12 protein-coding genes are annotated in these 13,758 nt (G+C 44.3%); all 12 read left to right on the top strand.

The genetic code is table 11. The features are described 5' to 3' along the window. The first annotated feature begins 137 nt into the window (after window positions 1–137). The 12 genes from LA360_RS11105 to LA360_RS11050 all read left to right on the top strand — a co-directional run bounded on the left by LA360_RS11105 (window position 138) and on the right by LA360_RS11050 (window position 13,717). Window positions 138–1,100 carry an ABC transporter permease gene (locus LA360_RS11105; protein WP_022202427.1) on the top strand — a complete coding sequence of 321 codons (963 nt, stop codon included), beginning with the start codon at window positions 138–140 and terminating at the stop codon, window positions 1,098–1,100. Window positions 1,101–1,111: 11 nt separating this feature from the next. Continuing rightward, window positions 1,112–2,032: an ABC transporter permease gene (locus LA360_RS11100; RefSeq protein WP_022202426.1), complete on the top strand. Its 921-nt coding sequence runs from the start codon at window positions 1,112–1,114 to the stop codon at window positions 2,030–2,032. Between the two features lie 12 nt (window positions 2,033–2,044). Next, window positions 2,045–3,067 (top strand): ABC transporter ATP-binding protein, encoded by a 1,023-nt coding sequence (locus LA360_RS11095; RefSeq protein ID WP_022202425.1) that lies wholly within the window; start codon window positions 2,045–2,047, stop codon window positions 3,065–3,067. Further along, window positions 3,057–4,100: an ABC transporter ATP-binding protein gene (locus LA360_RS11090; protein WP_022202424.1), complete on the top strand. Its 1,044-nt coding sequence runs from the start codon at window positions 3,057–3,059 to the stop codon at window positions 4,098–4,100. Before LA360_RS11095 ends, LA360_RS11090 begins: the two co-directional genes overlap by 11 nt. Then, complete coding sequence (locus LA360_RS11085; RefSeq protein WP_022202423.1) at window positions 4,073–5,728, top strand: FAD-dependent oxidoreductase; 1,656 nt, start codon at window positions 4,073–4,075, stop codon at window positions 5,726–5,728. The genes LA360_RS11090 and LA360_RS11085 overlap by 28 nt, the downstream gene beginning before the upstream one ends. A 23-nt stretch (window positions 5,729–5,751) precedes the next feature. After that, window positions 5,752–6,741 carry an acetylxylan esterase gene (locus tag LA360_RS11080; protein ID WP_112481937.1) on the top strand — a complete coding sequence of 330 codons (990 nt, stop codon included), beginning with the start codon at window positions 5,752–5,754 and terminating at the stop codon, window positions 6,739–6,741. Continuing rightward, a complete protein-coding gene (locus LA360_RS11075; RefSeq protein WP_022202421.1) occupies window positions 6,723–7,736 on the top strand; it encodes an acetylxylan esterase in 1,014 nt (337 codons plus the stop codon). Before LA360_RS11080 ends, LA360_RS11075 begins: the two co-directional genes overlap by 19 nt. 1,499 nt (window positions 7,737–9,235) lie before the next feature. Further along, window positions 9,236–10,339, top strand: a complete 1,104-nt coding sequence (gene ulaG / locus LA360_RS11070; RefSeq protein WP_057573181.1) for an L-ascorbate 6-phosphate lactonase — start codon at window positions 9,236–9,238, stop codon at window positions 10,337–10,339. Between the two features lie 26 nt (window positions 10,340–10,365). After that, window positions 10,366–10,824 carry a PTS sugar transporter subunit IIA gene (locus LA360_RS11065; protein WP_022200313.1) on the top strand — a complete coding sequence of 153 codons (459 nt, stop codon included), beginning with the start codon at window positions 10,366–10,368 and terminating at the stop codon, window positions 10,822–10,824. Between the two features lie 15 nt (window positions 10,825–10,839). Beyond that, entirely contained in the window at window positions 10,840–12,318 is a 1,479-nt protein-coding gene (locus LA360_RS11060) for a PTS ascorbate transporter subunit IIC (protein ID WP_089775493.1), read from the top strand. Between the two features lie 55 nt (window positions 12,319–12,373). Next, window positions 12,374–12,676, top strand: a complete 303-nt coding sequence (locus LA360_RS11055) for a PTS sugar transporter subunit IIB (protein WP_022200315.1) — start codon at window positions 12,374–12,376, stop codon at window positions 12,674–12,676. Between the two features lie 270 nt (window positions 12,677–12,946). After that, entirely contained in the window at window positions 12,947–13,717 is a 771-nt protein-coding gene (locus LA360_RS11050; RefSeq protein ID WP_022200316.1) for a DeoR/GlpR family DNA-binding transcription regulator, read from the top strand. Window positions 13,718–13,758 lie beyond the last annotated feature (41 nt).

Genomic DNA, 13,758 nt, shown 5'->3' with positions numbered 1-13,758 from the left:
TAGAAGCAAAATCATACCATATGCAGTGTATCTCACTGTTATAAAATTTCTACATGGCATGATTTCTGAATGAAAATGACTTTTGAGACACTCCCTTTCTTTATGAGAATGGGACGAATCAGAAAGGAAGGCTAAACATGCTTAAGTATACAGTGAAAAAAATCCTGGGAATGATTCCGATGCTGCTGATTATTACCTTTATCATCTATTGGCTGTTAGATTTGACGCCAGGAGATCCTACCTCTTATTTAATGGATCCGGAATCCCTAGCCCGGTTAACGAATGAACAAATGGCAGCTTTAAGGGCACAGTATGGATTAGATGATCCCTTTGTTATAAGATATTTTAAGTGGTTGTTCCGAATTTTACAGGGAGATTTTGGTTATAGTACCTCCAGCGGAGTTCCGGTTATTCAAATTATGGCGCAAAGACTTCCTGCTACGCTGGAGCTGGCAGTGGCGGCCTTATTGATTTCCACCGCTCTTGGAAGTATTCTGGGAGTGTTAGGTGCTATTTATAAAGGAAGCATTGGAGACAATGTTCTGACTGTGGCAGGTATGATTGGAGTTTCGATTCCCCAGTTTTTCTTTGGCGTATGCGCTATTTTAATTTTTGCTTTGAATTTAGGGTGGCTGCCGGTTGGAGGGCGTACGGATACCAATGCAGTAACCTTTTTAGATCGTGCAAAATACATGGTATTACCAGCTCTTGTGCTGGGAGTTTCTATGACTGCGGGTGTAATGCGATATGCCAGAAGCAGTATGCTGGATACGATGAATAAAGATTACATAAAAACTGCAAGAAGTAAAGGGATACCGGAATGGAGGGTAAATCTGATACATGGATTCAGGGTGTCTCTTACTCCTGTAATTGTATTAATTGGTTTCCGCCTGCCAACGCTGATCGCAGGTTCCGTAGTAATTGAAACAGTATTTCAGTGGCCAGGAATAGGAAGTGCGTTTAATACTGCAGTACGTTCTCAAAACTATAACCTGGTTATGATGTTAGCCCTGCTCTTTGTATTTATGACCTTGTTTGCCAGTACCTTTGTTGATATTATGACGGCGGCTCTGGACCCAAGGGTGAAGCTGAACGGATAGGAGGGATAAAGGTGTCAAAACAATCCAGATTAAATCGCAAGTTTGATAGAATAAAAAGACTGGAGGAGTCCGGTGAATTAAAAAGAAGGAAGCAGGGGAATCGAGCCTTAAGAAAGCTTCTGAATAACCGCCTAGCCATCGTGGGGGGAGCTATTTTTCTGGTTATTCTGATAAGCTGTATTTTTGCTCCCTTTCTGGCCTCCCATTCTCCAACGGCAGTAGATATGAAGGCTATTTTAAAGATGCCTTCAGGAAATCACCCTTTTGGAACGGATAAATTAGGAAGAGATGTATTTGCCAGAGTATTGTACGGAGGACGTATGTCCATCGCTATCGGCTTTGGAAGCGCGCTTGGCTGTGCTGTCATTGGAGTTTTGGCAGGATGTTACAGCGGCTACAGGGGAGGGAGGTTTGACCAGTTCATGGTTCGGATTTCGGAGATTTTTATGTCCATTCCGCAGCTTATTCTGGTTCTGATGCTGGTATCAATCTTAGGGCAGAGCGCAAAGAATATTGTAATTATATTTATAATTTGCGGCTGGGGTTCATCCTACCGTATGGCAAGATCCCAGGTGCTGTCTATCCGTGAGGAGGAATATGTCCAGTCTTTAAGGGTTTTTGGGCTGAATCCATTTGTTATCTGTTATAAGCATATCCTGCCAAATGCCTTAAGTCCGATTATAGTAAATATAACCTTAAGTACGGCTATGTTTATTCTTGAAGAGGCGGCGCTGAGTTTTTTAGGTCTGGGCGTTCCCCTGGAGGTTCCTACCTGGGGAAATATTTTAAATGCTGCTCAGGATTTATATACGTTAGAAAATAGCTGGTGGTTGTGGCTTCCAACGGGTATTGTGGTTTCTCTCTTCGTTATGAGTATTAACTTTTTAGGTGATGGAATCCGGGATACAACCGATCCCACGCAGCAGGGTTAGGAGGGCGTAAGAATGAAGAAAGAACAGGATGTAATTATTTCAGTGAACAATCTGAAAACATATTTTTATACCAACCAGCGCTGCAATAAGGCGATTAATGGAGTATCTATGGAAATTAAGAGGGGAAAAACTCTATGTATTGTTGGAGAATCCGGTTGTGGAAAAAGTGTAACAGCAACCTCTATTATGCAGCTTTTACCGAAGCTTTCCCGTATTGAAGAGGGAGAAATTATCTACCATAGTGAAGATGGGCGTGGAGATATACATATTGAAAGCCTGGAACGGAATGGAAAGCAGATGCGTTCTTTGAGAGGTCATGACATTGCTATGATCTTTCAGGACCCTATGACTGCCTTGAATCCGGTATATACCATCGGCTGGCAAATCTGCGAGATGATCCATTCTCATGAGAGGGTGACGAAAAAAGAAGCAAGAGCAAGAGCGCTACAGCTTTTAAAGGATATGGGAATCCCGAATCCGGAAAAAAGGATTGACCAATACCCTCATGAATTTTCGGGAGGTATGCGTCAGCGTGCTATGATTGCTATGGCTATGAGCTGCAAGCCTAAGGTGTTAATTGCAGATGAACCGACTACCGCCTTGGATGTGACGATTCAAGCGCAAATTTTTGAATTGATGAAGCATTTAAAGGAGGAATACAATACTGCCATTATGCTGATCACCCATGACATGGGTGTGGTATGTGAGTTGGCTGATGACGTGGCAGTTATGTATATGGGAAATATCATTGAAAGCGGAACGGCTCAGGAGGTTTTAGGCTCTCCGGCCCACCCCTATACAAAAGCGCTTTTAAAGTCAATCCCTATTTTGGGAAAGGGCGCGAAACAAGAGATTTATCCGATTCAGGGCTCCACACCAGATCCCTATGATCGCCCCAGCGGCTGCCAGTTTGCTCCCAGATGCGAGTATGCCTGTGCGGCATGTGATGGAAAGATGCCTGAGGAAGCCATAGTAGAGGGGACTCATATGGTGCGTTGCAGCAGATATAAGGAGGTGTTAACAGATGCCAGATAAGAAAGAAAAACAGCCTTTATTAACGATTAGAGGATTAAAAACCTTCTTTCCTGTAAAAAGTGGATTTCTGGGTAGGGCAGAGTCTTACGTGCAGGCTGTAAACGATATCGATCTTACCATTTACAGAGGAGAGACCCTGGGATTAGTAGGAGAATCCGGCTGCGGAAAAACTACTCTGGGAAAAACAATTTTACAGCTATACAAGCCTACGGCAGGTGAAATGATATATGAATTTGAGGATGGTTCCCGCAATCTTGCAGAACTGAAAAAGGATGAAATGGATATGGCCAGAAGAAAGATTCAAATTGTCTTTCAGGATCCTCAGTCCTCCCTGAATCCCTCTTTTACCATTTATCAATCCTTGTCAGATCCGTTAAAAAAGTTTGGGGTCAAAACCAAAGCAGAACGCAGAAAGGTGATCGGGGATTTATTAGAAGCAGTTAATATGCGCAGAGAGTATATGGATCGTTATCCTCATGAGTTTTCAGGGGGTCAGAGACAGCGTATAGGAATAGCAAGAGCTTTATGCATCAACCCGGAGCTTGTGATTTGCGATGAAGCCGTATCGGCCCTTGACGTATCAATTCAGGCGCAGGTTCTCCAGCTCTTAAAAGAATTAAAGGAGAAGCATAACCTAACGTATATCTTTATTACCCATGATTTAAGTGTAGTAGAGTATATAAGCGATAGAATCGCAGTTATGTATTTGGGCAGAATTGTAGAGCTTGCAGATGCAGATGAATTATATCAGCATAGTATTCACCCTTATACACAGGCTCTGCTATCTGCTATACCAGTCGCAGACATTAATCATAAAAAGGAAAGAATCGTATTAAAGGGTGATGTTCCGTCTCCAATGAATCCGCCCAGTGGCTGCCATTTCCATGGACGCTGCCGTATGTGCCAGGAAATATGCACAACAGAAAAGCCTAAGCTTCAGAAATATATTATTGAAGGAAAGGAACATTTTGTAGCGTGTCATTTTGCAAAGGAGAATATGGAAGCATGCGCTGTTTCAGAAGAATCTATGTAGATGTATTAGTAGTTGGTTCTGGCTTAGCTGGTTTGACAGCAGCTATTTCTGCGGCTGAAGAGGGTGTGAGGGTAGCCATTATCAGCAGAGGGGGCCTTTGCTCTGGTTCCAGCTTCTATCCTGGAACTTGGGGATTAGGCTTGGTAGCTCCAGAGGATGAAAAGGATGTGCCGGATCTGGAAGAAACAATTTTAAGAATTGGAGAAGGAATGGCTAATCCGGCTCTGGTTCACACCTTCACAGGACAAATAAGGGAAAGTCTGGAATACTTAGAGCATTTGGGAGTTCCCTTAAGAGAGGCAAAGGCAAATAAAGAGAGGGAATTTATACCGTGCTTTGATCATAAAAACAGGCTTTGGAAGGGAATTGAAAAGCCTGGAAGCTCTCAAATGATGTCGAAGCGGTTGCGTGAATTAAAAGTCGCCTGTCTTGAACATATGACAATCGTAAGGCTATTAAAAGAAGGAGAGCGTGTTTGCGGGGCTCTGGCCGTCAAGAGAAAAGATGAGGGGCTTAGCCTTGTGGAAATACTAAGTCCAGCAGTGATTTTAGCTACCGGAGGAATGGGAGGACTGTTTACACACCGTTTGACTACAGATGATGTGACAGGAATTGGTCAATACCTGGCTTTAGAGTCAGGAGCTAAATTGTTTAATCTGGAATTTATGCAGATGATGCTGGGGCATGTACACCCTGCCCCCAAGACCATCTATAATGAAAAGATGTTCCGATTCAGCCGTTTTTATGGAGCAGATAAGGAATTATTTTCGGAATGGGAAGGGGAAGAAAGGGAGAAGCAGTTAGAATTAAGATCCGGGTATGGGCCCTTTACTACACGCCTTTCGTCTAAAAAGGTGGATCTGGAAATTTATAAGGAAAGCCAAAGGAGAAGAGAGGGAATTCGCGTTGTTTATCAAGAGGAGGTAAAGCGGCATCAGCCTGAGTTTATAAAAACATATTTTGACTGGTTAAAGGAAGAAAAAAATTTGACCATGGATGATCCGGTATGGTTAAGCATATATGCTCATGCTTCTAACGGTGGGATTGCTATTGATGAAGAGGCATTTACGGGAGTAGAAGGTCTGTATGCCTGTGGTGAAGTAACCGGAGGCATGCATGGGGCAGATAGGCTGGGAGGTCTGTCTTCGGCCAATGGGTTGGTCTTTGGACGTATTGCTGGTAAGGCGGCAGCTCGGTCTGAGAGAGGGAAGAAAGAAGGAAAGGCAGCATATGCTTATCAGCCGCTTTATGTCATTTTGGAAGCTAAGAAATATCTGAATACGATACAAAAATTGAATCAACAGCATGCCATGCTCATAAGGAGCGAAAAAGGAAGTAAGAATGTTTTACAGGAACTATCAAAGCTCCAAAGTCAAATGGAACGGAATAAAATCCCCCTAGAAAAGACAGATTGTTCCATGGAGGAGCTGCTTAGAAGCGTAGATTTGGAGGCGGCTTTCGAGCTTACCCTTGCGCTGCATCAGGCGATTTTGCTTCGCAGGGAAAGTAGGGGGCCTCATTATCGAGAGGATTGTCCGAAACGGGAGAATGGTTTAAACATACCAATCTATTCATGGAAACAGAATCAAGAGATAGTAACACATCTTCAAATGAGCAAATTTACGTAGCAACGATAGAAAGGAAACAAAGCATGCCGGCAAAAGATATGCCTTTACAGCAATTAAAACAGTATACTGGAAGTACTCCCAGGCCGAAGGATTTTTGGGAATTTTGGGAGAAAAGAGCGAGGGAGGCCTGGGTTCTGCCATTGGAATATGAACTGAAGGAAGCGGAAATTCCCCACACCCCGTATACTCAGTATTATGACATATGGTTAAAGGGAATGGCAGGGGCCAGGCTCCATATTAAATATGTAAAGCCTGTTAGAAAAAGAAGGGTGCCTGTGGTTCTGCAGTTTCATGGATATCCAGGATCTTCCAGGGGGTGGTTTGAACAATCCAGCTTTGCCGGTTTAGGGATGGCCGTTCTGGCTATGGACTGTCCGGGGCAAGGAGGCATCAGTGAGGATCTCGGCGGACGGCAGGGAACTACTGCCGCAGATCATATTATCATGGGGGTGGATGGGCCGCCGGAGAAGCTTTATTATGTGGAGGTCTTTCAGGACACCTGCCTGATGGTACGTTTGGCTTTAGCATTAGAGGGATTGGATACAGAGCAAATTTATGTAAATGGAGCCAGTCAGGGGGCTGGCCTAGGATTGGTATGCACAGCATTAAATGCGGCTTATATAAAGCGCTGTGCGGCTCTTTACCCATTTCTTTCTGATTATCGCAGAGCATGGGAGATGGATAGAGATGTTATCGTTTATAATGGCCTGGCTTACCATACCCGTTGGTTTGATCCGATGGGAGAACACCTGGATGAATTTTTCACTAAATTGGGATACATTGATGTGCAGAATTTTGTAGAACGAATTACCTGTCCGGTTTTATGCGGAACCGGCCTTATGGATGATGTATGTCCGCCATCTACCCAGTTTGCCGTATTTTCCAAGATCACTGCCCGGAAAAAGCATTTGATTTTCTATGAATATGGTCATGAGGAAATTGCTGCGTTTGATAATAAGATTATTAACTTTTTTGGTAATAAGGAGGATGGGGTATGCCTGGAACAGATTTAAGATTAGAGGAATTAAATACTTATACAGGGGCCTGTCCTGCTCCAAAGGATTTTGCGAAGCATTGGAAGCAGGTGAAGGAACAGATTGGGGCTTTGGCTTCATCTGTCTCTATGGATAAATTAGAAATGGAAACCGAGGAACTAGAGTATTATATTATTACAGTTAAGACATGGGATGGATGTCTTCTTAAAGCCAAATATATCTGCCCTTCCAAACCGGGACTGCATCCTACGGTAATACAATTTCATGACTATCCTCAATCCTCCCGAAGCTGGCTGCATTTAAGCCGTTATGGCGCCATCGGATATGCTGTTTTGGCCCCTGACTGCCGGGGACAGGGAGGAATGAGTGAATGTGGAGAGGCAGGGAAAGGGCCAACAGCCTGCGGCCCTTTATTTCATGGCCTGGATGGAGAAGTGGAGGATCTATATCTGCACAGGCTTTACGAAGATGCGCTGCTGTGGACGGAGGTTGCAAAAGGATTAAAAAAGACCGATGGAGTCCATATGGCTGTATACGGAGAAGGTCAGGGAGGAGCACTGGCTATAGCATGCGCAGCCCTCTATCCGGAAGTGGAGAAATGCGCTAGCCAATATCCGATGCTCTGTGACTATAAGAGAATCTGGGAAAAGGATTTTTCGGAAGGGCCTTATATGGGGTTATTTTATTATTTCAAATGGCAGGACCCTATGCATGAAAAGGAACAGGAGATCTTTGATAAGCTGGCTTATGTGGACGCGAAAAATTTTGCCCCATTGCTTCGCAATAAGGTATTAATTGGTATTGGCCTGCAGGATGTGAATACACCGCCGTCTTCTCAATTTGCCCTTGCTAATGGGATTGCTTGTGACAACAGGTGCTGTGTATATCCAAATCATGGTCACGAATTAAACAATTTTTTTGAAAATGAGCACTTGAACTTTTTAATAGACCAGCAAGCTGCCTTTTCAGTCAGGAGTGTTCTTGGTTTAGAACAGTCGGATGTTTCTGCCTGATTTGTTGTGATATAAAATGAACTTCATATTTTATGTTGATAATCAGCAAGACCTACGGTAAAATGAGGCAAACTTCATATTAAGCCTGCTAATAAAGAGGGTGACTATATAGATAGTTTTTTTTAAGATTTCCCGTATCTGGGTGGCAAACAGATGGATTATCATTACAAACAGCATATGGCGGGGGAGCATCCCAAGGAGGACCTGTTGACAAATCCATTTTCTAAGGAATTTTTGTATGCTGTCTCTCACGGAACACAATAGAACGGCTGGTAAATCCGGATTACTCACACCGCTTTTACCAGTCTTTTAAGGTTTAATGCTGTTGCCGATAAGAGGCATTCTTCCGTCGCTTTTTGGAGGCCCTTTTTCTGTATTTTATTCAGTTGGAATAATAGGGGGATGTCTTTTCATATATGAAATCAAAGTTTACACAGTTTTTAATTTGTCTCAGGAGATGGCTCTCTGGAACCATAGAATCTATGTCAAGAATTACCATCTGAATCTGCCCAGTATGTTTTCCCGTCATAACGGGAGTGCATCGTTCAAAGCACTTCCGCTGAATTTTATCGTTCCTAATTGTCTCAGGTTTGTTCTTCTTTTTGCTTTGCCTCCGCTGTGCTGGCTGTTGTTGCTTCTGTCGCGGACATTTATGGACGGAGTGAGTTTTGACTTCCTAAGGGAGCAGATTTGCCGAGTCACGTTTGCTGCCGTGCGTCATTCGCGAATCTTATTGCTCGCCGCAGGGGGCTTTCACACGAGTGGCGGCGGAGCATTCTTTTTCCTCATGGACAGCAAGTCGTGCGTCCATGAGCTCGGAGACATTCAAACTGACTGTTTGCTCTTTCGGTTCGACATACCCCTCCATGGCTTCATTAAGCTCGTCAGAATATGTTGCCTTCTGCTCTGACTACTTTTGTAGCGTCCGTTCCGTTGTGATAAGTTCTTTTTCACCTGAATCGTTGGCACAGTTCAAATAGCAAAGCAGCATTTCTTTTTCGGTTTTCTGTTTCTTCAATTTTTTGGTTCGCTCGGTCATGCAATAGGTGAGGTTATGCAGTTTGGATATGTGGAAAAAAAGGCGTTTTTTCCTACGCAAGCAGATTTTTCCATTCTCTGTTCTTGCCCTTGAGCTGCTGTACCAATCCTGCATAGCGTTCAAGCTCAGGTTCGACTGCATTGACATGTTTGCGCATGTGTGTGTTTGCCCACGCCGAAAGGATGTTCTTAGATTTTGAGCCTATAAAAAGGAAAATGAAGCGAGAGGTAAATGGCATTGTTGCTGTAAAAATAGGCAAAATGTATATGTGATAACTGTTGATATGGAATAAAATTGGAAAAAGAGCGGTGAAATTGATTATAGCATATGAAACGCTCATAAAAACACACAATCGAACATAAAAGATTGTTGCGAACAATCGTAAAACATGATAAAATACAATTAAAGAACAAATAAATCATATAAAGGAGTCGAGTTGAATGTGAAAGGGGATAATAATATGAGCAGAGTGAGCGAAATGACAAGGGAGTCCTGGATTATGAGTACATTTCCGGAATGGGGCACCTGGCTGAATGAGGAAATCGAGAACGAGGAAGTTAAGCCAGGTACAGTTGCCATGTGGTGGCTGGGATGTACGGGTATGTGGTTCAAGACTCCCGGCGGCTGCAATCTTACCATTGACTTATGGTGCGGCAACGGAAAGCGCACTCATGGTAATGGGAAAATGGCGGTTGGGCATCAGATGGCAAATATGTGCGGTGCCAGAGATATGCAGCCCAATCTGAGGGCGGTACCCTTCGTGATTGACCCGTTTGCCATCAAGCAGGTGGACGCGGTACTGGCAACTCATTACCATCAGGATCACATGAGCGCCGAGTATGCGGCCCATGTAATCCAGAGCGGAATGAAAACTGTGGATGACAATGGAAAAGAGATTCCTGTGCCCTTTATCGGTCCGAAAAAATCAGTTGAGCTTTGGGTTAAGTGGGGCGTTCCGGAGGACCGCTGCATTACAGTCCGCCCGGGCGACACCATCAAAGTTAAAGATATTGAGATCGTAGCACTGGATTCCTTCGACCGTACCTGTCTGGTTACTACAGACTCCACGGGACCTGACAGAGAAGAACTGACCGGCGTATGCCCAATGGACATGGATGACAAGGCGGTGAACTACCTGATTAAGACGCCGGGCGGGAACATTTACCACAGCGGCGATTCTCATTACTCCATCTACTTTGCAAAGCATGGCAAGGATTACGATGTGGATGTGGCCTTTGGCTCCTACGGTGAGAATCCGGTGGGGATGGCGGATAAGATGACCTCATGTGATATTCTGAGAATGGCGGAGGCCTTAAGGTGCAAGGTAGTTATTCCCATCCATTACGATGTGTGGACCAACTTTATGGCTGATGTGAATGAAATCCAGGTGCTTTACGATATGAAGAAAGAACGTTTGGATTATAGATTCCATCCGTTCTTCTGGGAAGTAGGCGGCAAGTATGTGTATCCTACAGACAAGGATAAGAGAGCGTACCATCACCGAAGAGGGTTTGAGGACTGCTTTGAGGCTCCTCAGAACATACCTTTCCGCTCCTGTCTGTAAGCCTCGGTCATAAGGGGGAACAATCAATGTTAAAAGAGTTCGTGAAGTCAAACCATTACAAATTTGCGGAGGAGGCCTCTGATTGGGAAGAGGCCATCCGCATGAGCTGTGAATGCTTAGAGGCAGATGGAACTGTGGAGGCTAATTATAAGGCAGACATTATTGAGTGTGTGAAGAAGTATGGTCCTTATATTGTAATTATGCCCAATGTGGCAATGCCTCATTCTCAGGAATGTGCAAAAGGGGTGCACAAGACAGCTATTGCTTTTATGAAACTGAAAAAACCTGTAAGCTTTGAGCCGGGAAATGCGCAGATGGACGCTAGACTGTTTTTTACATTGGCGTCCTGCAATCCAGATCAGCATTTGGCAAACATGACAAGACTGTCGGAGCTGCTGATGAATGAGGAGGTAGTGGCGGCTTTACTGGAGGCGGAAACACCGGAGGATTTGATTAAGATTCAGGAGAACTATATTGAGGGATAAATTAAGGGGGATAATATGGATATTTTAATGAAAATATGGTCGTATTTTGCAGTTAACGTATTACAGCAGCCTGCATTCATGATTGGTCTTATCGTAATGATTGGTTACATATTGTTGAGGAAATCCTGGTATGATGTTCTGGCAGGCGTGATTAAGGCGATAGTGGGTTACTTGATTTTATCTGTTGGTTCCGGTGGTTTGGTCAGCAATTTCCGTCCGGTGCTGGTAGGTCTGAAAGAAAGATTTAATATTGGTGCTATGGTAATTGACCCTTACTTCGGTCAAAACGCAGTTACAGCCGGTGTGGAGGAAGTGTTCGGAAAGACGTTCGGCAATGCGATGATTCTGCTGTTGATTGCATTTATTGTAAACATCCTTCTGGTGCGCTTCTCTAAGTACACCAAGCTGCGCGCTCTGTTTACTACAGGTCATGTGCAAGTGCAGCAGGCGTCCACTGCTTACTGGCTCATTCTGTTCGCCTGTCCGTTCCTCATCGACAATAATGCAAGCCTCCTGGTTGTAATGGCTCTGATTTTGGGCGCATACTGGGCGGTAGGCTCCAACCTTACCATTAAGCCCTGTCAGGAATTGACAGATGGAGCAGGCTTCTGTCTGGCCCATCAACAGATGTTTGGCATTGCTCTGAATACCTGGTTGGCTGAGAAAGTTTTTGGAAAAAAGAAAGATGGAAAGGATATTAAAAAGATTGACGATTTAGAGCTTCCAGGCTTTATGTCTATTTTTAATGAGAACATGGTATGTACCTCTATCCTGATGGTAATCTTCTTCGGAACGATTCTCTGCATCCTTGGACGTGATTACCTTGTGGCTCAGGGATTCCTGAAAGAAAATGCCAGCATGTTCTTCTATGTGATCCAGACCTGTTTGTATTTTTCCGTATACCTGGCAATCCTTCAGTTAGGTGTAAGAACCTTCGTAACAGAGCTGACTGCATCCTTCCAGGGGATTGCCGACAAACTGCTGCCGGGTTCCCTTCCGGGTGTTGACTGCGCGGTTATCTACGGTTTCGGTTCTATGAACGCAGTTCCTCTGGGATTCCTTGCAGGCTTTGCAGGACAGATTATCGCTATTGGCGCGCTGATCGCATTAAAGAGTCCTGTGCTTGTTATTTGCGGATTCGTGCCTGTATTCTTTGACAATGCAACTATCGCTGTGTTTGCCAATGAGAAGGGGGGGATCAAGGCTGCTCTCATTCTTCCATTTATTTCCGGTCTTTGCCAGGTGTTCGGTTCAGCTATTATCGCAGGCTGGGTGGGGATGGCAGCTTACGGTGGATATTTAGGAATGTGGGATTGGGCGGTTGTGTGGCCTGTAATGACAGCCGTCATGAAGTGCTTAAGCTACGCAGGCGTTGCAATTGTAGTTATCGTACTTCTGGCTATCCCCCAGATTCAGTACAGGAAGGACAAAAAAGGTTATTTCCTGATTACAGAGGATTACGAAGCATACAGAGCTTTGAAAGAGAACAAATAGTAATGTATAAATGAATTGTCAAAGTTAAGGCGTTTATAAGCAGGAGAGGTTAATTATGGCAAAGGAAAATATGAGTTTTATCGTATGCTGCGCAAATGGTGCGGGCTCAAGTCTGATGATGAAGATGACTATGCAGAAAATGCTGGATACAGTGGGGATCAAACCGGGGAAGGTTCATCACTGTGCACTGTCCGAAGGGAAAACCGCAGCTAGTCAGTATGATGTAGTATTCTGCGCACAGAATTTTGCAAACATGTTTAAAGATGCCGAGAAAAAAGGAACCGTTGTAATCGGACTCCGCAACATCATGTCAGCTCGGGAGATGGAAGACAAGATGAAAGAAAAGGGCCTTCTCTAAAATTTAATGAACGAAACGAACATAAATACATGACACAAGCTTCTATTTGGGATATAATATACACGTAGGTATTGAGCCGTGCAAAAAAGTTCCAGAGGAAAATCGCGTTGTGCTTGCACAAAAGCACATGTTAAATTGGAGTTTTTGTAGGACGAAAGCCAGTGAGCCCGATGCAATGCAGTAAAATTGGGACTCACTGGGGCCAATATGAGCGAGGCAAAACAGTATTGCTCCGCAAAGTGATATATTCCTAAATGAGAGGTGTGACGTATGAAAAGAGAAAGAGCTTTTGTGGAGAGTCGCAGAAACCGGATTGTGGAGATAATGGAGGAGAAACCGGAAGTTCGCGTAGATGAGCTTTCGCAACTACTGGGAGTGTCCCTGATTACGATTAGAAGAGATCTTCAGTATCTGGAGGAACAGAAGCTCCTTGTTCGTAATTATGGAGGGGCTGTGTCAACCATGGCCCCTAAGAATATGAAGGACGAGGTGCAGCTGTACCGCAAGCTTATCGCTAGGTATGCGGCAGACTTTGTGGCAGAGAATGATACAATATTCATCAACACCAGCAGCAATGCACTCCAGATACTGGAGTATGTGGAGTGCAATAACGTGACGGTTATTACCAATAATGGCAAGGCCATAGGGCGGGAATATTGTCCGGGTGTTAATGTGGTGCTTACAGGAGGCGAATTGCGCCATCCAAAGGATGCCATGGTGGGGGATTTTACTCTGAGGAATTTGCAGCATGTATATGCAAAGAAAGCGTTTGTGGGCTGCTCTGGCATCAGCGCAGAGTTAGGAATGACCACAGAGATATTCAATGAGGTCAGTATCAATGAGATGATGATCGCCCATGCAAACCAGACTGTTTATGTGCTGGCAGACCACACGAAGATAGGTAGTAACAGCAGCTTTACCAGTTGCCCCATAGAGAAGATTCAGTATCTTATAACGGATGAGAAGGCGCCCGATGACGCCCTGAACGCCATAAGAGAAAAAGGCGTTCGGGTATATCAGGTGCACAAATCTGATTTTTAAGACATCATGCCACTCCGGATTCAAAGACGGCGATTGGAAAA

Source organism: Enterocloster clostridioformis, from assembly GCF_020297485.1.
GTDB classification, from domain to species: domain Bacteria; phylum Bacillota; class Clostridia; order Lachnospirales; family Lachnospiraceae; genus Enterocloster; species Enterocloster clostridioformis.
This window is presented reverse-complemented; position numbering and strand designations above follow the sequence as displayed.